Genomic DNA, 24,950 nt, shown 5'->3' on the forward strand with positions numbered 1-24,950 from the left:
GCTATTGTTATTACTTTGTTGTAATAACACAATTATTCATGGTCAAAGATTTTACAATGCACATTGGATGGCGCCAATACCTAAAGCAGAAATTTAGACGTGTTCCCAAGCACCATGTGCTCGGCGTTTCTGTAGACGCTGAGTCTGTATCCTTCTGCATCGTAAAGCGTGAGCAAGATTCAATAGTTTTAGTTGACGAAGAAACGGTAACACCAGAAAAATGGGGTGAAAAGCTTCATACTTGGCTAAAGGAAAAAAACCTTCTTGGTATTTCAACCTGCGTGTGTATGTCTCACAGTTGGTACAGCGCGTTACAACTAGACCGCCCAAATGTTGAGAACGATGAAGTTCACGGTGCACTGCAATGGTCTGTTGCTGAAATATTGGGTAGCGACAAAGCCTATGTATTTGATTATGTCGATTTGCCCGTGCCCCTTGCAGGCACGAACAAGGTAAATGTGTTCGCGCTACCTCGCTCTGTCATTGCTGATGTTGTCAGCCATATCCAATCCGCCGATGTCACTTTAAAAGAAATCACGACTGCTGAATTAGCGCTATGCGAGCTCATGCCGTCAATGGAAAGCGCCACCGTACTGTTAACACAAGAAGCCGGTGAAGAAGTGGTTTTGAATGTGGTTAAAGATGGAAACCTTTATTCTTCTCGGCGGTTAAAAGGTTTTGAAAATATTGGCTCCTTTTCCCAAGAAGAATTGGAAATGGGACTGCTTGATAATTTGGGTGTGCAAATTCAACGCTCTATGGATCACTTTGAAAGTCAGTTGCGCCAACCGCCCATCCGTTCGGTTTTATTTCGGTTAGACTCCCCGCATTCTAGTACGCTTAAGATGCAGCTCAGCCAGTTAATTCCGGCACAAATCGACCAGTTAATTTCGCCTATTCAAGTCAGCGATGAAATTGATGTTTATCGGCTGAACTTGGTGAGCTTAAGTGCTGCGTTTTGTGCATTGGTTCCACAACCTATAGCACCTCCTACTATGAGTACTGCAGGAGAGTTAAAATGAGACAGCGGATTAACCTCTATTGGCCAGAGTTTAAACCGGAGTTTCGCTGGTTGAATACAAGCACAATGCTCGTAGTGTGGTTACTCACATTACTGATAATTGTGCTAGTTACAATGAGGTTGAGCGCGACGGTTCAAAAACAAAGTGCAGTGTTAAACCAAGCGCAAGAGCGAACTATCCAGCTTGATGAAGACTTAGCCATGGCGAAATCTCAATTAGCTGAACGAAAGCCATCACAAGTTTTATCTGAAGAGCTCGAAACGTTAAACCTTTCGGTCAGCCAAAAAACTTTACTTATAGAAGAATTGAGTGGGCAAGAAACCAGAGAGCAGGCGCCATTTTACCAAGCCCTAAATGGTTTTGCCGATATTGCAGATGGTTCTCTATGGCTAACGCGATTTGTGGTGCACAGTGAGCGATTGTCATTATATGGAAAGGTAAACGACCCAGGTGCATTGCCAGCGTGGTTAAAACGACTAGGAAACGCTACCTACTTTGAAGAAAAAGAATTTGAAGTCATTAAATTAAGCCGTGATATCAACAAAGATGGCAATCCAAATGGTGTGTTGTCGTTTGAGTTACTCAGTGAACCAGCTGATCAAGACGGTGAGGTGGCACCAGAATGAGCAAAGATAGCTTGAACAGTAAACTAGCCGCCATGAGCCCCCGAGAACTCATCATGCTCTTCGTTGCGGGCTTAGTGGTGATTGTCCTTATTGGTTTTACGTTTTTCATCGAGCCACTTTGGAAAAAGTCGCAATCGATGGAAAGAAGGCTTGCGTCTGAAGCCACGCAAGCCTCTTCATTAAACCAACAATTGCAAATTTATCTCGAAGCGCTAGAAGAGGATCCCGACAAGGCCTTGATATCAAGCATTGCAGAATTAGAAGAAAAAGATGCGATATTGGAACAGCGATTTAGAGATGAACTTAAAACCCTAGTCACCCCCGATGAAATGCCAGCTTTGGTTAGTCGTATGTTTGACGATGCACAACAAGTGCGCTTGGAATCTATGGCAACTATTGCGCCGGTTAATATATTTGCAGGACGTGAAGACTTATCGGAGCTTACGCTTTATCGACATGGCCTAACCCTAATTTTCAGCGGTAGTTATTTTGATATAAGAGACTTTCTTCAACGTGCTCAAAAAGAAAATATAAAGCTTTATTGGGAAGCGATGGATTACCAAGTTAGCGATTACCCTAACGGAAAAGTGACAATAGAGTTTTATACCGTTAGCACGCAAAGGACATTTATCCGTGTTTAAACTAATACTAACGATAGTGCTCACTTTTAGCTCATTTTTGTTGTTTGCACAGCAAGACCCAACTCGCCCTGGAAATACCAAAATGGCAGGCATTGGTGCTACGCAGCAAGGGGAGTTTTCCTTAAGTGCCATTATGTATTCTGCGCAAAGTAAGCATGCCATTATTAATAATAAAGTGGTCAGGGAAGGGGATGATATTGCCGAGGGTAAAGTAGAAAGCATAACTAAGAATACCGTGGTAATTTTGAAAACCCGTTATGCCAAGCCCGTACGAACTGTATTGTCTCTAGCGCCAATAACAACAATTAAAAAAAATGTATCAGAGGATCTGTAAAATGGGCAAGTTACCCCGTCTGTTTGGAGTATTAAGCATAGCTTTAGCGATGACAGGTTGTCAGAGTACATCAGAGCCTCAGCAGCTCGTGTCAAAAGTTGAACAAGACTTACAAGAACAAATTGATACAGAAAAAGCGCGTAAATCTTCTCAAGTAAATACCCCAGTGCCCATTCCCTCTGCGGTATCAGCTGCATTGGCAGCACCTGAAAGTGTGTCTTCAACTAACAGTTTGTTCGGGCCACAGCGTTTCGATGTTAACGCGCAAAGCGTGCCTATAAGCGCCTTTTTCGCAGGCTTGGTTGAAGGTACGCCTTACAGTGTTGCTATTCATCCGCAAGTAACTGGGTCGGTATCGCTGCAACTCAAGCAAGTCACAATAGATGAAGTGATGTCATTACTCAGTGACTTATATGGCTATGACATTGCGCGCTCAGGAACGGTTTTTAAAGTGCGCGCTGCAGGTATGCGTACTGAAACCTTTGCCGTTAATTACCTCTACATGCAGCGAAGCGGCACAACCCAAACCAGTATTACCTCCGGCGGTGTAACGCAAAATAATAATCAAAATAACAACAATGGTTCTTCTTCGGGCTCGTACAGTGGCAACTTCAGTAGTTCCGATAGCTATGGAAGTCAGAACAACAGTAATACTAACGGCACAACCATAAACACTCGTACTGAAACAGACTTTTGGGCTGACTTAAAAGTGAGTCTTGAAGCTATGGTAGGTAAAGAAAACGGTCGTGCTGTATTTGTTACCCCGCAAGCTAGTTTGGTTACGGTGCGGGCCATGCCTGATGAGTTGTCTGACATACGCCGCTTTTTGAAAACATCAGAAGCTAATTTAACCAAGCAAGTTATTTTGGAAGCCCGTATTTTAGAAGTTGAACTGAATGACGGTTATCAGCAGGGTATTAATTGGAATGAAATACTGGCCAATACAGGAAATACCGACTTCTCACTTTCAACTACGGCGGGCACCTTAGGTAATGATATCAGCACTACCCTCGGTGGTGTGACAAGCCTCGCATTTTTGAACAAAGATTTCTCTGGGGTATTGTCGTTACTGTCGACGCAAGGGAATGTACAGGTGCTCTCAAGCCCCCGTGTTACCGCGATTAATAACCAAAAAGCGGTTATTAAAGTGGGTGACGATGAATATTTTGTCACTGATGTGTCAAGCGACAGCACGGTAACCAGTACGACAACGTCTATTTCACCGGATATTGAGCTTACACCCTTTTTCTCGGGTATTGCGCTAGATGTAACACCACAAATTGATGACAAAGGCACGGTACTTTTACATGTTCACCCATCGGTTATTGAAACCGCTGAGCAGCAAAAAGTTGTGACCATGGATGATGAGCAAATTGTATTGCCATTGGCACAAAGCACCATTCGAGAGTCAGACACCATAATTCGAGCTGGCTCTGGCGAAATTGTGGTGATAGGTGGGTTAATGCAAACCAGTCAAACCGATATGGTATCAAAAACGCCATTATTGGGTGACATTCCCTTGTTTGGTGAATTATTTAAGAATCGCCAAGTTAGCGAAACGAAAAAAGAACTTATCATTTTACTCAAACCCACTGTTGTAGGACACGACACGTTCGAACAGCAACTAGAAACCAGTCGCCAAAATATGGTGGATTGGTTGTATGTGGATTAAGTATGTACTTGTATCATTTTGGCATTAGAGAGCTTCCGTTTACTTTAACGCCAAACACCAGTTTTTTTTACGGTCTACCCAGTCATATTGAAGCCAGTGAGGTGTTACTCACTGCGCTTAAATCTGGTGAAGGTTTTATTAAAGTAACTGGTGAAGTCGGTACAGGCAAAACCCTTATTTGTCGTAAGTTTCTTAATGAGTTACCCGCGCATTTTCAATCAGCCTATATTCCAAACCCTCTTTTAAGCCCAGACGAATTGCGCCGTGCAGTGGCAAGCGAGCTAGGAGTAGATATTGGGCAAACCTGCGATCAGCAGCGTTTCACCCAATGTATTCAAGAGCGACTTATCGATATTAATGCCCAGCAGCGAAGTGCTGTTTTGGTGATTGATGAAGCGCAAGCGTTACCGGTTGAAAGTATTGAAGCGCTGCGTTTAATGACTAATTTAGAGACCGAAAGCCGCAAACTATTGCAGGTGGTGTTGTTTGGGCAGCCAGAGCTCAATCAAAAGCTTTCAATGCCAGAACTGCGACAGCTAAAGCAGCGCATTACATTCAGTTATTCGCTATCGCACATGGATACTGACCAAATATACCATTATGTAAAACATCGCTTAGTAGTAGCAGGGCATCCAGGCGAAGAGGTGTTCGACCTAGCGTGTTGCCGACTGATGTTTATGGCTACGAAAGGTACGCCAAGACTTGTCAATGTATTGTGTCATAAGGCCATGATGCTGGCGTACGGCGAAGGTAAGTACAAAGTGGATGTATCACACATTAAATTGGCGATTGCTGATACCGAAGCCACCACATTGCCTTGGTACGCTTCTCTTGCTCTATGGCCTTCTTTGGTAGCAGCCGGTGCGGTGGTTTCGGTTACCCTTGCCAGTGTGCTCGAGCTGGGAGGGATGGTATGAGTGTTGTGAATAAAATGCTGAAAGATCTTGAAGCTCGCGAGGGCGTTGAACAACCGCAAGCCCGCTATGAGGCCCCACAAAAAAAGCCAGTAAGTGCGCTTACTGTCGTTGTGGCGTTATTGGTTATCGTGACCATCGCGTTAGTTACGTGGGTGCTACTTAACCCTGCGGCATCGGTTTCATCATCGGTGATATCGTCTGAATCTCCCCCGGTATCCCCCACGGTATTGGCCTCTGAATCAAGGTCGATTACAGATATCGACGAAGTTGCATCAAGTGAGCAAAGCTCCGCTGTCTTGGCTGCCTCTTTGCCCGCCTCCTTGTCCACCCCATCTAATGCAAGCGCTCAACCAAGCACTGAATCTCGCGTTGTGCAAAACGACGACATGGATGCGCAGCAGATTTTATCAACAACTGTGCAGACGTCAGCCCCAGTAGCACCGGTTACTTTTTCAGAAACGGCGAAAAACATAGAGGGTAACGAGGGTAAAGAGGGTGAACCTCAGAAAAGCCCAAGTTCGGTTGCTGCTACTAATGCAAACCCTAACCCTATAACTAGCCCAGATATTAACGCCACTGGCATTGCTGAAGCGCAGACCACATCGAAGTCGGTAGACAGACTAAAAACAGTCGAGTCGGCACCAGTGCCGAGCTTTTCAAAACAGGTTGATAACACTAGAAGCGCCCCTGCGATAGAAGAGCAGGTTCGTTTAGCCCTAGATAATAATGACTACAACACAGCCATTGGGCTAATGCAGCAAAAAGTGCAAAGCCACCCAAGTGATAGTGGCGCTAAGAAGAAGCTAGCGTCCTTACTCTTTGCCAGCGGGCAAATAGACCAAGCGCAGGCATTGTTACAACGTATGCTTGTGAATACGCCGGATGATCACAGTGTTCGCCTAATGTTGTCGCGTTTGTATGTGAAGCAAGGGCTAACTAAAATAGCGATACAGAACGCAAGTGAGGCTGTTTCTTCACCCAGCAACCCACTGACTATTGAGTTACTCAGTTTTAGAGCGAATTTACTGCAGCAACATAGCGTGTTCGACAAGTCTCTTAATGATTATTTAGCGCTAACTAAGCGGCGACCTTTAGAGCCCAAGTGGTGGTTAGGTGCTGCGATAAGTGCTGACAGTCTGCAGCATTCGGCACTGGCGTTAAGCGCTTTCTCCCAAGTAATACAGATTGATACGCAGCAAACCCTATCACCAGACGTACACCATTATGTGCAAGAGCGCATAGCTAGGCTTCGGGAAGTAGTAAATGAATAAACCCAGAATTCGCCTTGGCGACCTTCTTGTTCAGCACAATTTGATCAGTGCTGATGAGCTAATGACAGCACTGTCTGAGCAAAAAAGTACAGGCCGTAAGTTAGGTGCCACATTGATTTCAATGGGGCTGGTGACTGAACACCAAATGCTTGAATTATTATCGCGGCATTTAAATGTTCCGCTTATCGATATCGATCAATATCGCGTGAATCAACAAGCGGTGCTGCTTCTACCTGAAATTCAAGCTAGGCGATATCGCGCACTGGTTATTGATGATAAGGGGGACACCCTGCTAGTCGCCATGTCAGATCCGGCAGATTTAACCGCGGTAGATCATCTTTCAGAAACGTTAAACAGGCAAATTGAACTCGCGGTAGTAAGCGAACAACAGCTGTTTACTGCTTACGATACTTTCTATCGAAAAACCCAAGAAATTGCGAGCTTTGCCCAAGAGCTGGCAGAAGAATACGATACCGAAGATAACTTCAATATAGAGCTTGGTGGTGCAGGGGATCAAGACACAACAGTTGCCCGCTTACTTCAATCTATCTTTGAAGATGCCGTGATAGCAAAAGCGTCTGATATTCATATAGAGCCTGATGAGAATCAGTTGAGAATACGACAGCGAGTGGATGGGGTTTTACAAGAAACTGTTATTCCCGAGAAAAGTATAGCGGCGGCATTAGTGCTGCGCTTAAAACTGATGGCGGGGCTAGATATTTCCGAAAAGCGTCTACCGCAAGATGGCCGCACTCAAATTAAAGTTAAAGGGCACAAAATAGACGTGCGTTTGTCCACCATGCCAGTACAAGGTGGTGAGTCTGTGGTGATGCGTTTGCTCGACCAGTCAGCAGGGCTACTTACCCTAGAACAAACCGGCATGCCTTCAGCGCAGTTAACCCGCTTTAGAAATTTATTACGCCGCCCCCATGGAATGATTTTAGTGACCGGGCCTACGGGTTCCGGTAAAACGACCACCTTGTATGGTGCACTAAGCGAATTAAATACGGCAAAGTCGAAAATTATCACCGTAGAAGATCCGGTGGAATACCGCTTGCCCCGTATTAATCAGGTTCAAGTAAACCCTAAAATCAACCTGACGTTTTCAAACGTACTTAGAACCACACTACGACAAGACCCCGACATTATTATGGTGGGGGAAATGCGAGATCAAGAAACGGTAGAAATTGGACTTCGTGGCGCATTGACCGGTCACTTAGTACTCTCAACCTTGCATACCAACGATGCTATCTCCAGTGTAGTGCGCTTATTAGATATGGGCGCGCCAGGTTACTTGGTCGCAAGTTCTCTTCGAGGCATTATTGCTCAGCGTTTGGTTCGTCGAATTTGTGATAATTGCACCACCTCCTATACACCAACAGATGATGAAAAGGTGTGGCTAAACGGTATTGATGAAAATGCCGCAGATGTTGCCTTTAAACAAGGTCGCGGATGTCAGAAGTGTAATCAAACCGGATACAGAGGGCGAATAGGGGTTTTTGAGTTGCTCGAAATGAGTGAGAACATGATGAATCATTTAAAGGCCAGTGATATTCAAGGGTTTAGCAATGCGGCTACTAAAAGCGCAGGTTATCGCTCTTTACCTCAATCTGCTTTGACTTACGCAAAAATGGGCGTAACCAGTGTGGAAGAAGTCTTAAAATTGGTTGAGATGGTAGCCCAAGATGCCCCCTCTTCTGAAACCACTGACCACGCCACATCACACCACGGCGCAACAGGGCAATGATAGATGGCACGGTTTAGCTACAAGGGGCGCGAACGAAATGGCGCCCTTACTGAAGGCGAGTTAGATGCGAACGATGCAACAAGTGCAGCGGCAATGTTGCGTGCTCGTAGTGTAACGCCCATTGCTATTGCCCCCCTGAGTGCAAAAAAAGAAAGTGTTGTTTCCGGCTGGCAAGGCTGGTTTGTACCAGAAGTTACCTTGGACGATTTAGTTATTTTTTGTCGTCAAATGTACTCACTAACCAAAGCGGGTATTCCTTTACTAAAAGCGGTATCTGGTTTAGCGGAATCCTGTAATTCTATTCGCCTTAAACTTGCTCTTGAAGATGCTATCGTGAGTTTGGAGCGAGGCAGAACCTTATCTTCTGGCCTAAATCAGCACCCTAAAATTTTTAATCAATTGTTTGTGAGCATTATTCATGTTGGCGAGAACACCGGTCAGTTAGAAGATGCCTTCGCTCAATTGGCGGTATATTTAGAGCGTGAGCAAGAAACCCGTAAACAAATTAAAGCCGCCACTCGTTATCCTATCTTTGTGCTTATTGCCTTAGCCGGCGCGTTTGTGGTGCTTAATATCTTTGTTATTCCGAAGTTCGCCGATATGTTTTCTAAGTTTAATGCTGAGTTGCCTTTAATGACCCGAGCACTTATAGGCACTTCAGATTTCTTGTTGAACTATTGGTACATGCTAATTGCTGGCGGGATATTTATTGCCTACATGATTAGGCGTTCATTAAGCACCAACGTTGGGCGTTTGAATTGGGATAGACGCAAGCTTTCACTGCCCATAGTAGGCAGTATTTTCAATCGTTCTTTACTTAGCCGCTACTGTCGAAGCTTTTCAATGATGTTGCGCGCGGGCGTCCCCTTAACCAGTGCACTAAACTTAACCTCAGACGCGGTGGGGAATGTGTATATGGGGCAAAAAATTATTGGGATGCGCGAGCGCATTGAAAAGGGCGAGGGGCTAGCACGAGTGAGTGCAGCAAGCGGACTATTTACACCTTTGGTGATGCAGATGATTCGCGTGGGTGAAGAGACAGGTCGCGTGGATGAATTATTGGTTGAGGCTTCGGAGTTCTATGAACGTGAAGTTGACTACGATCTTAAAAATCTGACAGCAAAGATAGAGCCTTTTTTGATTGTGGTAGTGGCAGCCATGGTACTGGTACTCGCACTGGGTATTTTCACCCCCATGTGGGACATGATGAATGCAATAAAAGGCGTATAACTCCCTATCTTAAAGATGTGCTATAACAGTATGTTAAGAACAATTAATGACTGCTAAAAAGCAATAGCAGCAAGGGTAGTAACATGGTGACGAAAAGCGAAGCCGCAAAAAATAACAACCGATCCCTATTTATCAATATTATTGTGATCACGTTGTTTGCTTCATTAATGGCCGTTTTTATAGTGCGACTGAATACCAGCGAAGCTAATTTTGAGGGCCAAATGCTTAGGCAGTTAGCGCTCAAGTTGGAAGAGTCTGCAGTAACCGCCCATTGGAAGTGGCAGTCAGAAGGGCGGCCAGTTCGCATTCTGCTTACGCACTATGATAGGCAAGGTAATGAAGTTGGACGTACGCCTGTGCTAATGAGTCATGAAGGATGGCCAGAAGTGTCGCCTTCTGTGCAAGGATGTAAGTCCCTTTGGAACGCGTTGCTAACAGTGCCTATGATAGTTAATGGTTTTAATGTACGTGGTGAATATTTCCGTGGTGAGTTAGTCGACGATGAGGCCGTGAATGCGCGTTGCCGATTTTCCTTAAGTGCGGGGGATTACTTTGACTACTTTGTATTTCGTGGTGATGTGGTTCCAGAAGACGAACAGTAGTAAACAAACTGAATTTTAATAATGAGAAAAACTGGGGTGGTCCAAATGAAAAAACAACGGCATCAAATAGCAGCAAAGCAATTAGGCTTTACGCTAATCGAGCTTGTGATTGTAGTCGTATTACTTGGGCTATTAGCGGCCGTGGCGATTCCACGCTTTCTTGATATTACTGAACAAGCTGAAGATGCCACAGTTGAGGGCGTTGCAGGTGGTTTCGCCACAGGTGTTGGACTAGTGCGCGCACAATGGGAGATAGAAGGTCGCCCGGAAGAGAATGCGTCTACCAATCAAACCTTTGTAACCCTTGATGGCATTAATGTTGCGGTTGATCAGGACACCGGTTATCCGACAGGCTTGCTAAATGGTGATGGTAACAGTCAAGATACGGCGATTACCGCATTAGACTGCGAAAGTATTTTTAGCTTAATAATGCAAAGTGCGCCTTCCATCACGTCGAGTTTTTCAGAGTCACCATTTGACGGTTACCGATACTTTGCTACAAATAGTAGTGGCAGCGGCGCAAGTGGTAATGACCTTTGCTATTATTACCTTAGCCAGTCTATAAAAAATCTGAACAGTAGCCCTACGAATGATACACAAGGTGATGGGTTTCTGTACGACCCACGGATAGGTCAAGTTATCGTATTTAGTAATGATTCAAACTCATAATTATGTATCGAGTTGTATACGTAAAGTAGTGATTTTTAAACTAAAGTTTTATATTCAATAACGTCATTTTTGTAATAATAAACGTAATTGAAACAAAAGGAAATTTTTATGCAGCAACGTGGTTTTACCCTTATTGAGCTAGTCATAGTTATCGTAATTCTTGGTATTTTAGCGGTGACCGCTGCGCCTCGGTTTGTAGGTTTCCAAACTGACGCTCGTATTGCTACGTTAGAAGGGGTGGAAGGCGCACTGATTAGTGCTACAGAAGCTATCCATGCAAAAGCAATTATTGCTGGCGCGACTGCATCGTCTAACACAACCATCACTGTGAACGGCACTGACATCAACGTTCGTTATGGTTACCCGTACAGCACATATTTCGATGACAACAACAACACAACGACTGTGCAGTTAGATTCGTACATGAACTTAGATATTCGTGCAGTAAACACCACAGCGGACCAAGGCACGACAGATTGGTATGTGAGTGCTAACGGTACGTGGGCTCGCATTTACCCTGACGGTTTTGAAGGTGCTAACTGTTTTGTTGAATACAGAAATGCGACAGCGGGTGGTTCACCGACTATCACATTGACCTCGACTGCTTGCTAAACATTACCTAGCACATGGCCAGGCATTTCGTTCCTGGCCAGCGTCAAGCCCGGGGCGCTGGCTTTACGCTCCTTGAGCTTATTATTGTCATCGTCGTTATTGGTATTATAGGCGTGGTCGCTTCTGCGCGAATACAAGATGATACCGGCTACACAGAATACTCCCTTCAATTTCGTTTTCTCTCTACCTTACGAAATATTCAAGGCAAAGCAATGCAAGATAACCGCGCAGGCTATTGCTATCGAACTATTGTAAGTTCGTCTGGTGACGGTGCTTACGGCCCTACTGTTGTTAATTACTCCAGTGCAAATCAATCAGCTAGCTGTGGCGCCACTATTGCCACCAATGCGCCCACATTTTTAGCGGCGCGGGGTGACGAAATAGGCGGTAAAGAAGTATCTGTTGCGTTTTCAGAAGGTGTTGCTTCGCCTTCTTATATTGACTTCGATTACCTTGGTCGGCCAATAACCTCCAGCGGAAGTTGCGCATCAAATATTTGCAGAGTGACCTTTTCGGGTACAGCTACAGTAGGCGTTTGCGTTGAAAGTCAGGGGCTTATTTATGCGTGCTGAGCAAGGTTTTACACTACTTGAGATAGTGATTGGCTTAGTGGTGACGAGCATTGTCATGCTAATTGTAACCGATTTACTTGGCGCGCAAGCGCAACAAAGCGTGGCACCTGTTACTCAAGCCCGAGCCAATGTGTTAGCTCAAGGACTACAACGAGAAATACTGAGTAAGGCATTTGACGAAAATAGCGGTGGGCATAATGCTGGTGAACGATGCAGCGACACCATTAGTTGCACAACTAGCGCAAATTTGGGGCCTGATAGTGGAGAAAATCGCAGTACTTTTGATGATGTAGATGATTACCACGGCTACAGCGTCATTAGAAACAGTGCGGGCCAAACCATCACGCAAAGTGGGCAAAGTCTATATCAAGGTTACCAGCTTAACGTAGTGGTGTTTTACGATGATAACCTTGATGGTATTGATGATGCGGCGGGCGTGGGTAGCTATACGGGCAATGCAAAATTGGTACGCGTGTCGGTTCTTACTCCTAACGATGAAACCATTGTCTTTAGTAGCTATCGGTGGAATTACTGATGGTAAATAGCACACCCATGAACCAGGTTCGAGGCTTTACGCTTGTAGAGCTTGTTATCGTGCTAGTGGTAATGGGGGTGATTGCCACAGGAATTGCAAAAGTGGTCACCAGTAGCATGTCTGTATTTGTTGGCGTAAGTGAAAGAGAGCAACTTGTCGCCCAAACGTCTTTTGCAATGAATCGTATGGCTCGTGAATTACAAAGCGCGGTGCCTGCCAGTGTTAGAGTAAGGGGCTCATCGTCTCAGCATTGCTTGCAGTTCGTGCCTGCTGATGTGGTAACAGGTTACAGCGACATTTCTATTCAACCTGCCGCTGAAAATACTATCGATATCTTATTTCCTGTGGACGCTCTCGATAACATTCAGCCCTTTTCCACCAGTGCATCTGTGATTGTTGCACCAAGTAGCGTATTAGATGTTTATAACGCCGCTAATGATTACCGCCAACCTATTGTAAATTGTACCGATGACGGCGATGGCGATTGTGCAACAAGAGACAGCACAGACGATACCCTCGAGGTTACGGTAAATGATGCTTTTGCTGAAGCATCACTCGTAAATCGTGCCTATATTGCTTCAAAAGCGGTGAGCTTTTGCTTAAGAAATTCTGTACTTCATCGGTTTGAGTCTGGGTTTACCACAACACAGCCTTTGGCTTCGGCAAGTAGCCCAAGGCTTGGAGTGGACTTCATTAACGCTTTATCTGCCTCGCCTGCTAGCGGTACCTTAAACGACGATCCTTTTCAAGTTCGTAGTGTGAACGGTGGGGTTAACAATATGGTGATGTTACGCCTACGCGCCCAAAAGGGCGATGAAGTTTTAAGTCTGACGACCGAGGTGGCAATTGAAAATGCGCCGTAAACCTTTGCCTCAAGAACACTCAGTGCATAAAGCGCTTTTAAGGCGTAAGAGCAATAGAACTGGGAAAACACTACCTAGTGTGGCAATGCTAGACGCTTCGTTCTCCACTATCTCGCTAAAACGCCAGCGAGGCAGTATGTTGGTCACGGCACTGTTTATTATGATAGTGCTGGCGCTGTTAGGCTTAACCCTAGCTTCGTCACTTTCTTCTACTGGTAACAAAGTTGTTGCGGATAACATCGGTTTTCGCGCCCAGTTGGCAGCAAAAGCGGGCCTAGAGCATATAAAGGCCACGGCAAACCCCGCAGGTGCAACCCCACTATCTTGCAGCGGTACTATTAATAGCCCCACTTCGTTTGGCCAAGTAAGAGGCCTTGAAGGGTGTGCGTATCAAGCCAGTTGCCAAACAACCAGTACAACGATTGCAGGCGTAGACTATTATTTCTATCGCTTTTCCTCCAACGCCCAATGCACCGCCAGCGAGTTAATTTCAACGCATACATTGACCGACTCAATGATGATTGAACAATAAATATCTGTATTTAAATGAAACTTGTGGTTCAAATGCTTGTCTACTCCACTGGTTTAAAAATAGCCGCTTAACAAGAAGTTGGTATGAAGTGAGTACAAGGTGCAGTGGGTTTCCACTTAATCGCAACCTAATCGTTTAAATAATGGTTCTCTGCTTGCCCAAATATGCCCCCATTGTTAAAGTGTGCGGATAAACATCGACTTCACGTTAAAGCGCTGTCATCTCACCCTTGCTAACACGCGATAACACAGAAACAGGAATACACTTTTCATGTTTAAAAAGCTTCGAGGCATGTTCTCTAATGATCTGTCCATCGACCTCGGAACAGCTAACACGCTGATTTACGTTAAAGACCAAGGTATTGTACTCAACGAACCCTCTGTAGTGGCTATTCGCCAAGAGCGAGCTGCTGGACCAAAAAGCGTTGCCGCTGTAGGTGCAGAAGCCAAACGAATGCTAGGTAGAACACCTGGTAACATTCGCGCTATCCGCCCTATGAAAGACGGTGTTATTGCCGACTTTTATGTCACAGAGAAAATGCTTCAGCACTTTATTAAACAAGTGCATGACAACAATTTCCTTCGCCCTAGCCCTCGTGTTTTAGTTTGCGTTCCATGTGGCTCTACTCAAGTAGAGCGCCGAGCCATTAAAGAGTCTGCGCTAGGTGCAGGTGCACGGGAAGTGTATTTGATTGATGAACCTATGGCCGCAGCTATTGGCGCAGGTTTGCCTGTATCAGAAGCAACCGGCTCAATGGTGGTCGATATTGGTGGCGGTACAACTGAAGTAGCTATCATTTCACTTAATGGTGTTGTGTACTCTTCATCGGTACGTATCGGTGGTGACAAGTTCGACGAAGCTATCATCAACTATGTACGTCGTAACTTTGGTTCACTCATTGGTGAAGCTACAGCCGAGCGTATTAAGCATGAAATTGGTGCTGCTTACCCAGGTGAGGAAGTGCGTGAAATTGAAGTGCGTGGTCGTAACCTTGCTGAAGGTGTACCTCGTGGCTTCACATTGAACTCCAATGAAATTTTAGAAGCCTTGCAAGAGCCGCTTACGGGTATCGTTTCTGCGGTTATGGTTGCCCTTGAGCAATCTCCACCAGAACTTGCTTCTGATATTTCAGAGCGCGGCATGGTGCTTACCGGCGGTGGCGCATTACTGAAAGATTTAGATCGTTTGTTAATGGAAGAAACGGGCATTCCAGTCGTTATTGCTGATGATCCACTAACTTGTGTTGCGCGTGGCGGTGGTAAGGCATTCGATATGATTGACCTACACGGTGGCGACCTGTTTAGCTATGAGTAAACAGGAAAGGCAACCTTAAGGTTGCCTTCTTTGTATTATGGATACTATTTTTACTCGCGGTCCCTCACTGAATAATAGATTAGCGCTGGCAATTGTGTTGTCAGCGTTACTTATTTTTGTGGATCACAAAGTGGAAGGGTTTAAATCGACACGGGTCTATTTAAATTCATTCATGAGCCCCCTTCAGTATTTAGCTAACTTACCTCGGTTAATGCTAAGCGAAAGCGCCCAGCGCTTAACCTCCCATGAAGATCTTCTCGAAGAAAACGACAAGCTAACGAATCAACTGTTGCTCATGAGCGAGAAGCTCCAGCGGTTTGAAGCCTTATCTCAAGAAAACAAACAGCTTAGACATTTACTGGATGCGCCTGTACGTAACGACTTACGTAAAATGGTGGCAGAGCTCATGGCGGTTGATAAAAACCCTTACAGCCAGCAGGTGGTTATTAACAAGGGTGCCATTGATGGAGTGTATTTATCTCAACCCATCATTGATGAAAAAGGCATTGTGGGGCAGGTTATGGAAGTGGGTAGCACTAACAGCCGTGTGCTATTGCTTGCCGATGTGACCCACGCTATTCCCGTTCGCTCCCAACGTAATGACATTCGCTTTATTGCGACTGGCAGTGGGGCGCTCAACGAGCTGTACTTAGAGCATGTTCCTCATAGTGTAGATATTAAAGCAGGAGATGTATTGATTTCCTCCGGCCTAGGAAAAATTTTTCCTGAAGGGTATCCCGTGGGTACAGTAAAAGAAGTACGGCGTGATGAAAGTCGCCCATTCTCTATTGTAACCGTAACACCTATGGCGAAATTAGACCGACTAAAGTACTTGTTACTCTTGTGGGCTGATGAAGGTAAACCTATCGACAGCGATGTGGATAATGAGAGTAAAAGCAACATGATAAGTAATGAGGAGACTGAAGATGATTCGTAAGCGTCATTCGGTTATCGTCACCACGCTATTGATTGCGCTTGTCCTTCAAATCGTGCCATTGCCTATTCAAGTTGATTTATATCGTCCAGATTGGGTTCTAATTGTGCTTGCGTACTGGAGCATGGCGCTTCCCCATCGCGTGAATGTTGGCGTGGCCTTCTTAACCGGCGTGGCGGTGGATATATTGGTGGGTACTACCTTAGGTATTCACAGTTTAAGCTTGAGTATCTCAATTTATATTTTGGCAGCGAACTATCAGCGGCTACGAAACTACTCTGTTTGGCAACAAGCTATCGTTATAGGGTTGCTTTCTTCGCTTTACCACTTGCTCACATTCTGGGTGCAGCACTTACTTACAGATATCTATTTCCAACTGGATTATTTGTGGCCTGTACTTACCTCTATGCTGTTATGGCCATGGGTATTTTGGCTACTCCGTAAAACCCGTCGCCAGTTTTCCATAAGTTAACGTTTGAGGCTCCTATCGTGAATTATTCAGTGGTTTTAGCCTCTGCTTCCCCTCGTCGCACCATGCTTTTAGATCAGATGGGCATTGCTCACTCAGTAAAGCCCGTAGACATCGATGAATCAGCTCTTGTTAATGAAACGCCTGAAGCTCAAGTGGCTCGTCTTGCTGAGCAAAAAGCGAAAACGGCCCTCGTACGGTTAGAGAATGAAGGGGGACTTAGCGAAAGTACGCGGGTGTTAGCCTCTGATACGCTTATTGCCTTTAACGGTGTTAGTTTGGGTAAACCAGAAGATAAAGAAGACGCTAGACGCATTCTTTCAATGTTGTCGGACAACCAGCATGAAGTACTGACGGCCATTAGTGTGGCGTCTACCACCAAGCAAGTCACACAAACTATTACCACCAAGGTAGCTTTTGCCGCATTGACGAACGATGAAATTGACGCATACTGGGACACAGGTGAACCTGCTGATAAAGCAGGTAGTTACGCCATTCAAGGTATTGGCGGTCAGTTTGTAAAAGCAATAAACGGCAGTGCTAGCGCAGTGGTTGGATTGCCTTTGTATGAAACAAGGCAGTTACTTAGAGAATTTGGAGTCGTGTCGTGAGTGCAGAGCTACTAATTAATGTTACACCGTCAGAGTCTCGTGTGGTTCTCATTGAAAATGGGATATTGCAGGAAATACACGTAGAGCGTCATACTAAGCGTGGCCTGGTGGGCAATATATATCGTGGTAAAGTTAGTCGAGTACTCCCCGGTATGCAAGCCGCATTCGTAGATATTGGTCTTGAAAAAGCGGCTTTCCTACATGCTTCTGACATTGTTATACATAATGAAATAGCTGAGGAAGTCTCAGCCAGTCACATTCAAAAACAAGACATTCGTGAGCTTGTTCGAGATGGCCAAGACATCGTTGTGCAGGTGGTGAAAGACCCTATTGGCACCAAGGGCGCTCGCCTTACTACCGACATTACTATTCCAAGTCGCTACTTAGTGTTTATGCCAAGCGTTACTCATGTTGGTGTATCTCAGCGTATTGAAGAAGAAGCTGAGCGTGAGCGCTTAAAAAACCTTGTGCAAGAATTCTGCGATGAAAACGGCGGCTTTATTTTACGTACCGCTGCTGAAGGGGTAGGCAAAGCTGAATTACAGCAAGATGCTGCCTTTTTACGCCGATTGTGGGACAAAATTCAATCGCGAATGAAGAAGCGTAAATCTAATGTTTTGTATGAAGATTTACCGCTGGCACGCCGCGTACTGCGTGATTTCGTCGGCACCGAGTTAGACAGAATTCGAATAGATTCGAAGCTATCTTTCCAAGAACTGTTCCAGTTCACGAAAGAATATGTACCTGAAATGAACGGTAAGTTGGAATATTATACGGGCGACAGGCCCATATTCGACTTGCATGATGTCGAAAATGAAACCCAGCGGGCGCTTGAACGCAGGGTCGATTTGAAATCAGGCGGCTATTTGATTATCGATCAAACCGAAGCCATGACCACCATTGATATTAATACCGGTGCATTTGTTGGGCACCGAAACCTAGAAGAAACTATCTTTAATACTAACACCGAGGCGACACAAGCCATTGCTAGGCAGCTTCGGTTACGTAATTTAGGCGGTATGATCTTAATCGACTTTATCGATATGATTGAACCAGACCACAAAAGACGTGTCTTACATAGTCTAGAAGTGGCGACAAGTAAGGACAGGGCCAAGATTAATATTCACGGGTTTACGTCGCTAGGGCTCATTGAAATGACCCGCAAGCGAACCCGCGAGAGTATTGAACACATACTGTGTGGCGAATGCCCCGTATGTAAGGGCCGAGGTACGGTGAAAACCGTTGAAACCATCTGCTTTGAAATTATGCGTGAAATTGTTCGTGTAAACCGCGCATATGATGCTGATAAATTTGTTGTTTATGCTTCGCCAAAAGTGGTTGAAGCATTAATGGGCGAAGAATCGCATATGCTTGCAGAGCTGGAAGTGTTTGTATCGAAGCAAATTAAAGTACAAACCGAAACCTTGTACAACCAGGATAAGTACGACGTCGTCATGATGTAATGCATTAACTATACGAAGGCGAAGTGTGACAAATTTAACGTCGGTAGCAGCCTATTTAGTTAAAAAAATATGGTTGCTGCTTGCCATCCTGCTTGTTCTATTCGCGCTGTTAATCAGCGCCGCTCGCTATGCGCTGCCGCATATTGAACACAACAAGCACCTGCTGGAAGACTATATCAGCCAGCGCTATGGCGTAAATCTTACTATTAAAAGCGTGCATGCAGTATGGCAACGCTCTGGGCCGAGTATTGTCTTAAATTCGGTCTCAATGGCGCAAAATGATGCGTCTCCTGTTGGGCTCAATATTCGTCAAGTCTATGTTGAATTAGATTTTTGGCAGTCTCTGAGACGACAAATGATCTCATCTACGCGCTTTGAACTTCGTGGTCTTAAGCTAGATGTTGATGCCGATAGGTTCGAGCGTGCAGGCGATAACAACTTCCCTGTTGTCGATGCATTAAAAAGCTTATTTCTAGAACAACTTCAAAGTTTCTCTCTCGAAGAGGGCGAAGTGATCCTCTCTAAAAATAGCCAGCCCCAGTCTTTTATCATCGACCAGTTAACGTGGAATAACAGCGGAAGACGTCACCAAGGCTTAGGGCAAATGAAGGTGGCCGATGTATCGTCGAATTCCGCTTCTTTCATTATTGATGTGACTGGCAATAAAGATGCTTTTGAAGGGGTGTTTTATGCCCGCGCTGAAGAGTTAGATATATCCCCCTGGGTGAGCGATTTGATTAAAACTAAGCGCCCGCTGACTGAAAGCCGAGCCAATTTTGAAATTTGGGCCGACGTACAAAGCAATGGCATTACGGGTGTTCAAGCCCAGTTTGAAGAAAGCTTATTGGAGTGGGGCGGAGAAGAATACTCAACCCTTGTCACGGGTATTCGCGGAGGCAGTATTGAAGCAGCACCCACGCAAGATGGGTGGAGCGTTAGGGTAGATCAATTGGTGATAGACTCTGGCAACGAAACCATAGAAGCTGATTTCGTAGGTAAAGTAACAAATGCAGGCGACGCAGTCGTCAGCATTGTAAAACCGGTTCAGATAAATCCATTTCTGATGCTTCTACCCTTGTTTATGGATGACACCAGCGAAGAGGAAATTCGCGCGTTAAATCCCACAGGGCAACTTGCCACGTTGGAACTTCAATTTAGAAATCGCCGCCCGGAATTAACCGCAAAAATTCTTGATTTGTCATGGGAGCAGGCTGGAAAAACTCCCGGCCTCACGTCGCTAGATGCCGATGTTTATTGGTATAAAGACGCTGGCGCTGTTTACCTAAAAAGTGAAAACAGTACCTTATCTGCCGACAATATCATTAAGCAAAATCTCGATATCAATGCCTTTAACGCCAATCTGTATTTTCACACCCAAGCGATAGGTGATGAAAAACAGTGGGTATTGACGGGTAAAGATCTCTTGTTCGATAGTGAACAGTTAGTGTTAGAGCCAGCATTTCGCGCCAATCTAACCTCAGGCCACCTAGACATATTTGCCAATATTGAACCCTTGGCATTAAACGCCGTCAGTGACTTCTTTCCTGCATCGTTAATGGGGGTTAACACCGATAAATTTCTTACCCGCGCCTTTACGGGCGAAGGTAGCGTAAGCAAAGCGCAAGTGTTGTGGCACGGAAACCCTAAGAACTATCCGTTTAACGACAATAGCGGAATTTTTCAAGCTTATGTCGATATTGAAGATAGCGACTTTCTATTTTCATCAAAGTGGCCTGCGTTAAATGAACTCGATTTGTCGGTGCGTTTTGAAAATGCCGGCTTAGTCATGATTAGTGATAAAGGAACGTTAGCCGGTATAGACGTGTCGGCTATGTCGGCAGAAATCCCGCGTTTACACCCCTCTTCAACGTTAACTATTGATGCAGAAGGCTCTGGCACAGGCGAAAAGTTAACATCGTTAATGAAGCAGTCTTCAATTGCCAGCTCGTTAGGGAAAGTGCTTGATAAAGACGTGCAAGTTTCAGGGCCGTTGTCAGCAAACTTGAAATTAGAGATACCGCTTAAAGGCAATAATGTTCGAGTTCAAGGTGCTGCCCAGTTAAACAATAATGACGTATACATCACTAGCACGCGTATGCAGTTTGGTGATGCCAGTGGAACACTTACCTTCGACAATGCAGAAATTGACGCTAATGGGTTAACTGCAAGCTTGTTAGGTCAGCCCGTGGAAATGTCACTGCAGGGGCGCCATAACGACAACTACGACGTTAATGTTAACTTGAAAGGGTTGTGGCATGTCCATCCGTTAGTGAAATATGTAAAAACCGACCTTATTGATTATCTAGACGGTGAAACCAATTGGCAGGCCGATGTGAATTTGAGCTTATCTGAAAACGACTTTTCCTATAATGCCCAAATTAACGCCGATTTAACGGCAACCCAAAGCTTGCTACCCGCACCGTTTGCGACAGTGCAAGGTACCAGCCTGCCACTTCAAATCAACAGTGAAGGTAATTTACAAGCCTCCAATGTAGAGGCAAGATTAGGTGACGATATTCATTTCGACGGCGTATTGCCTCATAAAGAAATGCAGTTCTCTCGAGCGCTCCTTTCCTTAGGCGATGCTGATGTGGGCGATAGAGGCACAGGGTTTAGTATTGCTGCAAACCTAGAGCAAGCGGACATTGTTGAATGGTTTACTACCCTGCAGACGCTGATCATGCCGAGCAAAATAGATGACGCTAGTACAAGCTTATCCGTTAACACAAGCTCCAGCGTAAATAGCGATACGTTATCGACGGAAGACCGTGCCCAAAAGAACAATATTTTCGGTGTGCCATCACGCATATTTGTAACCGCAGATACACTAAAGGGGTGGGGACATTCATTGAATAACGTGTCCTTAACCGCTCGGGAACAAGACAAAGATTGGCTGCTACAAGTTGATGCGGCGAAAGCGCGAGCAACCATTAGGGTTAACAACGATATTAATAACCAAGGTATTGATATCAAAGCGGATTACCTAGTGCTGGATAAACCTGCTACTGAGGGGGATGCTATTGAAGGTGGTGCTATTAAAGATGATAGTGATTCAAACGAAACCCAGATAGAAGAAATCGAGCTTGCTAGAAAGCAAGCTGATGTAGTGGAAGTTGACCCGCTAGATTTGCCTCCTATCTACTTCTATTGCAGCGTTTGTAGTGTCCATGGCCTTGATTTAGGCGAAGTCACCCTTGATGTAGCCAAAACAGACCAAGGTTTACAAATAAGACAATTACTTACGCGCTCTTCCAGTGCAGATGTTACCGCAACCGGATACTGGCAGCATGAAGACGGCGAAATCAGCACCCGTTTAAGCGGCACACTTTCTTCACCAGACGTAGGGCAAATGCTTAAACAGCGAGGGATAACGTCAGGTATTAAAGACTCTGAAGCCAATATTAAATTCGATTTAGGCTGGCCTTCTGCCCCGTTTGATTTCTCGTTAGATAAAGTAAGCGGCGACGTGGACTGGGCACTCACTGACGGTTACCTCACTGAAGTCAGTGATAAAGGGTCGCGCATATTTACGTTATTCAGCCTAAACTCGCTAGTACGTAAGCTAAGCCTAGATTTTAGAGATGTATTTGCCACTGGGTTTTTCTACGACAAAATGGGTGGAAGCTTACAAATTGCTGACGGTACTGCCTTTACCGAAGATACCGAAATAGATGGCGGTGCAGGTGAAATAGAAATTAAAGGGTATACCAATTTAAATACCGGTGGCCTTAATTACAATATTACCTTCGCCCCTAACGTAACGGGTAATTTACCGTTTTTAGTGTATTTTTTAGCTACGCCCCCAACGGCATTGGCAGCACTGGCACTAGATCAAGTGCTGACATCAGCTAAAGTGATATCGAACGTGAACTACAAGGTTTCTGGCACCATTGCTAATCCACAGTTCGATGAAGTAGAACGACATAGTAAAGATATAAGCTTACCGGCGAATGTGTCGCCAGAAAGCACTTCGCCATTAGATCGGCCGCTTACCGAAGATGATTTACGCAGAGTAAAAATGGAGGTTATCGATGGTTAATCTAGTTGCAGTTCAAATGACATCTACGCCCAGTGTAGAAGATAATTTGAATCATGTAGAGCAGGCTATTGCTCAAGAACAGGTTCCAAAAGACAGCTTGGTGGTATTGCCAGAATGCTTTGCCTGTTTTGGTACCAAAGATGGTGAGCTACTTAATGCCGCCGAAGTTAAAGACGAAGGGCTAATACAGCAACGTTTATCGGCGCTAGCCAAAGCCCATGAGTGCTATATTGTTTCGGGCACATTTCCTATGGCTACCGACGATGCATCAAAGTTTTCAGCGGCGTGCTTATTGTTTGGCCCAGACGGCACAGTATTAGCCGATTACCGTAAAATTCACCTTTTTGATGTGTCTGTTGATGACAATACGGGCAGCTACAAAGAATCTAAGTTTACAAACCCAGGCAGTGAAGTTGTTACTGTAGAAACGCCAATTGGCAACATTGGCCTAGCGGTATGTTATGATGTGCGCTTTCCAGGCTTGTTTACTGCTATGGGCGATATTGATATTTTAGTATTGCCTGCTGCGTTTACGCAGAAAACGGGCGAAGCACATTGGCACACGCTAGTGAAAGCCCGCGCCATTGAGAAACAATGCTATGTGGTAGCTGCCAACCAAACCGGTGAGCACCAAAATGGCCGTGAAACCTTTGGTCATAGCCTTGTCGTTTCGCCGTGGGGTGAAACCTTGAGTGAGCTACCTCAAGACATTGGCGTTATCCAAACCAGTGTTGATATTGAAGCGCGACAAGCCATTAAACAAAATATGCCGGTTGCCGAACATAACCGATTCAGGAGTCACTTTGTCTAAATCTGTTGAACGCCATTTACTGTCTGACTCTGGACTAGATGTAGCGTCGCTAGAAAAAGCCCTTTCGGGTATCCATCGTCACGATACCGATTATGCTGATCTTTATTTTCAGTCGAGCCAACACGAAAGTTGGGTTCTCGAAGATGGCATTATTAAAGAGGGTAGCTACAACATTGAACGTGGTGTTGGGGTTCGTGCCATTAGCGGTGAAAAAACCGGTTTCGCCTATTCAGATGAAATCAGTGAAGATGCTTTAGTAAAGGCGTGTAATGCTGCGCGCAGTATTGCCCCTGATGGTGGTTCTCAGAAGGTGTCATCGTTAGGGCGTAGCGATTATCAACCTCGCTATGGTGAGAAAAACCCTATTTTTGCCATGCAAGATGCTGAGAAAATCTCTCTACTAAAAGCCGTGGACGCGTACGTTAGACAGCAAGAGCCAACAGCCAATCAGGTTGTGGTTAGCATTAGTGGTGTGTACGAAGAAATTTTGGTGGCTGCCAGTGATGGCACCTTCGCCACCGATATCCGTCCCTTAGTTCGCCTAAACTGTTCTGTATTGCTTGAAGACGGTGATCGTCGTGAGCGCGGCAGTGCAGGCGCTGGCGGCAGATACGCGTATTCTTTTTTCGAGTCTGATAAAGACGGGCGCCCCTACTATGAGCAGTTAGCCGACGACGCCCTGCATATGGCGCGAGTTAACATGCAAGCGGTAGCATCACCAGCGGGTGCTATGCCGGTAGTGTTAGGTAATGGCTGGCCTGGTGTATTGTTACACGAAGCGGTGGGCCATGGCCTTGAAGGCGATTTTAACCGCAAAGGTGCGTCTACCTTTAGTGGGAAGATTGGTGAACGTGTTGCCGCTAAAGGCGTAACAGTGGTAGACGATGGCACATTAGCTGATCGTCGTGGTTCGTTATCGGTAGATGACGAAGGTACACCAACCCAGCATAATGTACTTATTGAAGACGGTATTCTAAAAGGCTACATGCAAGATAAGCATAACGCTAAGCTAATGGGTGTTGCGCCAACCGGAAACGGTCGTCGTGAGTCTTATGCGCATTTACCCATGCCGCGTATGACCAATACCTACATGCTAGAAGGGCAGTACGATCCTAAAGAGATTATTGCCTCTATTGATAAAGGTATTTACGCGCCTAACTTTGCGGGTGGGCAGGTTGATATCACATCAGGCAAATTCGTATTTTCTAGTGCAGAAGCATACCTGATAGAAAACGGAAAAATTACCGCACCAGTCAAAGGCGCTACTTTGATTGGAAATGGCCCTGAAGTCATGCAGAAGATTTCTATGATTGGAAACGATGTGGCATTAGACAACGGCGTTGGCGTATGTGGTAAAGACGGTCAAAGCGTACCTGTTGGCGTGGGCCAACCCACACTGAAAATAGATGAGCTTACCGTGGGCGGAACTGCGTAAATTACGCGTTAAGCGAGTGTAAGAATTTG

General features: G+C 45.3%; 24 protein-coding genes. All 24 read left to right on the forward strand.

Features of this window, described 5'->3' with window-relative positions; translation table 11 throughout:
- Nucleotides 1-56 precede the first annotated feature (56 nt).
- The 24 genes from AV939_RS01365 to tldD all read left to right on the forward strand — a co-directional run bounded on the left by AV939_RS01365 (nucleotide 57) and on the right by tldD (nucleotide 24,921).
- Nucleotides 57-1,022: a hypothetical protein gene (locus AV939_RS01365; protein ID WP_057794606.1), complete on the forward strand. Its 966-nt coding sequence runs from the start codon at nucleotides 57-59 to the stop codon at nucleotides 1,020-1,022.
- The gene (locus tag AV939_RS01370) at nucleotides 1,019-1,648 is read left to right on the forward strand and encodes a hypothetical protein (protein WP_057794604.1); all 630 of its coding nucleotides are present in this window, start codon (nucleotides 1,019-1,021) and stop codon (nucleotides 1,646-1,648) included. Before AV939_RS01365 ends, AV939_RS01370 begins: the two co-directional genes overlap by 4 nt.
- Nucleotides 1,645-2,289: a type II secretion system protein GspM gene (gspM, locus tag AV939_RS01375; protein WP_057794601.1), complete on the forward strand. Its 645-nt coding sequence runs from the start codon at nucleotides 1,645-1,647 to the stop codon at nucleotides 2,287-2,289. Before AV939_RS01370 ends, gspM begins: the two co-directional genes overlap by 4 nt.
- Complete coding sequence (locus AV939_RS01380) at nucleotides 2,282-2,623, forward strand: hypothetical protein (protein ID WP_057794599.1); 342 nt, start codon at nucleotides 2,282-2,284, stop codon at nucleotides 2,621-2,623. Before gspM ends, AV939_RS01380 begins: the two co-directional genes overlap by 8 nt.
- Nucleotide 2,624: 1 nt before the next feature.
- Complete coding sequence (mshL, locus tag AV939_RS01385) at nucleotides 2,625-4,295, forward strand: pilus (MSHA type) biogenesis protein MshL (RefSeq protein ID WP_057794597.1); 1,671 nt, start codon at nucleotides 2,625-2,627, stop codon at nucleotides 4,293-4,295.
- Nucleotides 4,296-4,297: 2 nt separating this feature from the next.
- Nucleotides 4,298-5,212 carry an ExeA family protein gene (locus AV939_RS01390; protein ID WP_057794594.1) on the forward strand — a complete coding sequence of 305 codons (915 nt, stop codon included), beginning with the start codon at nucleotides 4,298-4,300 and terminating at the stop codon, nucleotides 5,210-5,212.
- Entirely contained in the window at nucleotides 5,209-6,483 is a 1,275-nt protein-coding gene (locus AV939_RS01395; RefSeq protein ID WP_057794592.1) for a tetratricopeptide repeat protein, read from the forward strand. The genes AV939_RS01390 and AV939_RS01395 overlap by 4 nt, the downstream gene beginning before the upstream one ends.
- Nucleotides 6,476-8,230 carry a GspE/PulE family protein gene (locus tag AV939_RS01400; RefSeq protein ID WP_057794590.1) on the forward strand — a complete coding sequence of 585 codons (1,755 nt, stop codon included), beginning with the start codon at nucleotides 6,476-6,478 and terminating at the stop codon, nucleotides 8,228-8,230. Before AV939_RS01395 ends, AV939_RS01400 begins: the two co-directional genes overlap by 8 nt.
- A gap of 3 nt (nucleotides 8,231-8,233) precedes the next feature.
- The gene (locus tag AV939_RS01405) at nucleotides 8,234-9,460 is read left to right on the forward strand and encodes a type II secretion system F family protein (RefSeq protein WP_057794588.1); all 1,227 of its coding nucleotides are present in this window, start codon (nucleotides 8,234-8,236) and stop codon (nucleotides 9,458-9,460) included.
- An 83-nt stretch (nucleotides 9,461-9,543) separates the two neighbouring features.
- Nucleotides 9,544-10,062, forward strand: a complete 519-nt coding sequence (locus tag AV939_RS01410) for a hypothetical protein (RefSeq protein ID WP_057794587.1) — start codon at nucleotides 9,544-9,546, stop codon at nucleotides 10,060-10,062.
- Between the two features lie 45 nt (nucleotides 10,063-10,107).
- The gene (locus AV939_RS01415) at nucleotides 10,108-10,731 is read left to right on the forward strand and encodes a prepilin-type N-terminal cleavage/methylation domain-containing protein (protein ID WP_082604984.1); all 624 of its coding nucleotides are present in this window, start codon (nucleotides 10,108-10,110) and stop codon (nucleotides 10,729-10,731) included.
- Between the two features lie 108 nt (nucleotides 10,732-10,839).
- Complete coding sequence (locus AV939_RS20450; RefSeq protein WP_057794583.1) at nucleotides 10,840-11,343, forward strand: type II secretion system protein; 504 nt, start codon at nucleotides 10,840-10,842, stop codon at nucleotides 11,341-11,343.
- 14 nt (nucleotides 11,344-11,357) lie between these two features.
- The gene (locus AV939_RS01425; protein WP_057794581.1) at nucleotides 11,358-11,915 is read left to right on the forward strand and encodes a prepilin-type N-terminal cleavage/methylation domain-containing protein; all 558 of its coding nucleotides are present in this window, start codon (nucleotides 11,358-11,360) and stop codon (nucleotides 11,913-11,915) included.
- Nucleotides 11,905-12,450, forward strand: a complete 546-nt coding sequence (locus AV939_RS01430; protein WP_057794579.1) for a type IV pilus modification PilV family protein — start codon at nucleotides 11,905-11,907, stop codon at nucleotides 12,448-12,450. Before AV939_RS01425 ends, AV939_RS01430 begins: the two co-directional genes overlap by 11 nt.
- A complete protein-coding gene (locus AV939_RS01435) occupies nucleotides 12,450-13,313 on the forward strand; it encodes a prepilin-type N-terminal cleavage/methylation domain-containing protein (protein WP_057794577.1) in 864 nt (287 codons plus the stop codon). Before AV939_RS01430 ends, AV939_RS01435 begins: the two co-directional genes overlap by 1 nt.
- Nucleotides 13,303-13,845 (forward strand): pilus assembly PilX family protein, encoded by a 543-nt coding sequence (locus tag AV939_RS01440; RefSeq protein ID WP_057794575.1) that lies wholly within the window; start codon nucleotides 13,303-13,305, stop codon nucleotides 13,843-13,845. The genes AV939_RS01435 and AV939_RS01440 overlap by 11 nt, the downstream gene beginning before the upstream one ends.
- Nucleotides 13,846-14,115: 270 nt before the next feature.
- Entirely contained in the window at nucleotides 14,116-15,159 is a 1,044-nt protein-coding gene (locus AV939_RS01445) for a rod shape-determining protein (protein WP_013785855.1), read from the forward strand.
- A gap of 37 nt (nucleotides 15,160-15,196) precedes the next feature.
- Nucleotides 15,197-16,096, forward strand: a complete 900-nt coding sequence (gene mreC / locus AV939_RS01450) for a rod shape-determining protein MreC (protein ID WP_057794573.1) — start codon at nucleotides 15,197-15,199, stop codon at nucleotides 16,094-16,096.
- Entirely contained in the window at nucleotides 16,089-16,565 is a 477-nt protein-coding gene (gene mreD, locus AV939_RS01455) for a rod shape-determining protein MreD (RefSeq protein ID WP_041453083.1), read from the forward strand. Before mreC ends, mreD begins: the two co-directional genes overlap by 8 nt.
- 17 nt (nucleotides 16,566-16,582) lie before the next feature.
- The gene (locus AV939_RS01460) at nucleotides 16,583-17,173 is read left to right on the forward strand and encodes a Maf family protein (protein WP_082604983.1); all 591 of its coding nucleotides are present in this window, start codon (nucleotides 16,583-16,585) and stop codon (nucleotides 17,171-17,173) included.
- Complete coding sequence (gene rng / locus AV939_RS01465; protein ID WP_057794571.1) at nucleotides 17,170-18,636, forward strand: ribonuclease G; 1,467 nt, start codon at nucleotides 17,170-17,172, stop codon at nucleotides 18,634-18,636. Before AV939_RS01460 ends, rng begins: the two co-directional genes overlap by 4 nt.
- A 25-nt stretch (nucleotides 18,637-18,661) precedes the next feature.
- Entirely contained in the window at nucleotides 18,662-22,675 is a 4,014-nt protein-coding gene (locus AV939_RS01470; protein WP_057794569.1) for a YhdP family protein, read from the forward strand.
- Nucleotides 22,668-23,486 carry a carbon-nitrogen hydrolase family protein gene (locus tag AV939_RS01475; protein ID WP_057794567.1) on the forward strand — a complete coding sequence of 273 codons (819 nt, stop codon included), beginning with the start codon at nucleotides 22,668-22,670 and terminating at the stop codon, nucleotides 23,484-23,486. The genes AV939_RS01470 and AV939_RS01475 overlap by 8 nt, the downstream gene beginning before the upstream one ends.
- Complete coding sequence (tldD, locus tag AV939_RS01480; RefSeq protein ID WP_057794566.1) at nucleotides 23,479-24,921, forward strand: metalloprotease TldD; 1,443 nt, start codon at nucleotides 23,479-23,481, stop codon at nucleotides 24,919-24,921. The genes AV939_RS01475 and tldD overlap by 8 nt, the downstream gene beginning before the upstream one ends.
- The last annotated feature ends 29 nt before the right edge of the window (nucleotides 24,922-24,950 follow it).

The organism is Alteromonas sp. Mac1, assembly GCF_001562125.1.
Lineage (GTDB): Bacteria > Pseudomonadota > Gammaproteobacteria > Enterobacterales > Alteromonadaceae > Alteromonas > Alteromonas stellipolaris.

Coding starts and splice junctions, on each gene's coding strand:
- AV939_RS01365 (WP_057794606.1), top strand. CDS start 57: ATGCACATTGGATGGCGCCAATACCTAAAGCAGAAATTTAGACGTGTT.
- AV939_RS01475 (WP_057794567.1), top strand. CDS start 22,668: ATGGTTAATCTAGTTGCAGTTCAAATGACATCTACGCCCAGTGTAGAA.
- gspM (WP_057794601.1), top strand. CDS start 1,645: ATGAGCAAAGATAGCTTGAACAGTAAACTAGCCGCCATGAGCCCCCGA.
- AV939_RS01440 (WP_057794575.1), top strand. CDS start 13,303: ATGCGCCGTAAACCTTTGCCTCAAGAACACTCAGTGCATAAAGCGCTT.
- AV939_RS01425 (WP_057794581.1), top strand. CDS start 11,358: ATGGCCAGGCATTTCGTTCCTGGCCAGCGTCAAGCCCGGGGCGCTGGC.
- AV939_RS01400 (WP_057794590.1), top strand. CDS start 6,476: ATGAATAAACCCAGAATTCGCCTTGGCGACCTTCTTGTTCAGCACAAT.
- mshL (WP_057794597.1), top strand. CDS start 2,625: ATGGGCAAGTTACCCCGTCTGTTTGGAGTATTAAGCATAGCTTTAGCG.
- AV939_RS20450 (WP_057794583.1), top strand. CDS start 10,840: ATGCAGCAACGTGGTTTTACCCTTATTGAGCTAGTCATAGTTATCGTA.
- AV939_RS01370 (WP_057794604.1), top strand. CDS start 1,019: ATGAGACAGCGGATTAACCTCTATTGGCCAGAGTTTAAACCGGAGTTT.
- AV939_RS01390 (WP_057794594.1), top strand. CDS start 4,298: ATGTACTTGTATCATTTTGGCATTAGAGAGCTTCCGTTTACTTTAACG.
- AV939_RS01415 (WP_082604984.1), top strand. CDS start 10,108: ATGAAAAAACAACGGCATCAAATAGCAGCAAAGCAATTAGGCTTTACG.
- AV939_RS01445 (WP_013785855.1), top strand. CDS start 14,116: ATGTTTAAAAAGCTTCGAGGCATGTTCTCTAATGATCTGTCCATCGAC.
- AV939_RS01430 (WP_057794579.1), top strand. CDS start 11,905: ATGCGTGCTGAGCAAGGTTTTACACTACTTGAGATAGTGATTGGCTTA.
- AV939_RS01410 (WP_057794587.1), top strand. CDS start 9,544: ATGGTGACGAAAAGCGAAGCCGCAAAAAATAACAACCGATCCCTATTT.
- AV939_RS01435 (WP_057794577.1), top strand. CDS start 12,450: ATGGTAAATAGCACACCCATGAACCAGGTTCGAGGCTTTACGCTTGTA.
- AV939_RS01405 (WP_057794588.1), top strand. CDS start 8,234: ATGGCACGGTTTAGCTACAAGGGGCGCGAACGAAATGGCGCCCTTACT.
- AV939_RS01395 (WP_057794592.1), top strand. CDS start 5,209: ATGAGTGTTGTGAATAAAATGCTGAAAGATCTTGAAGCTCGCGAGGGC.
- mreC (WP_057794573.1), top strand. CDS start 15,197: ATGGATACTATTTTTACTCGCGGTCCCTCACTGAATAATAGATTAGCG.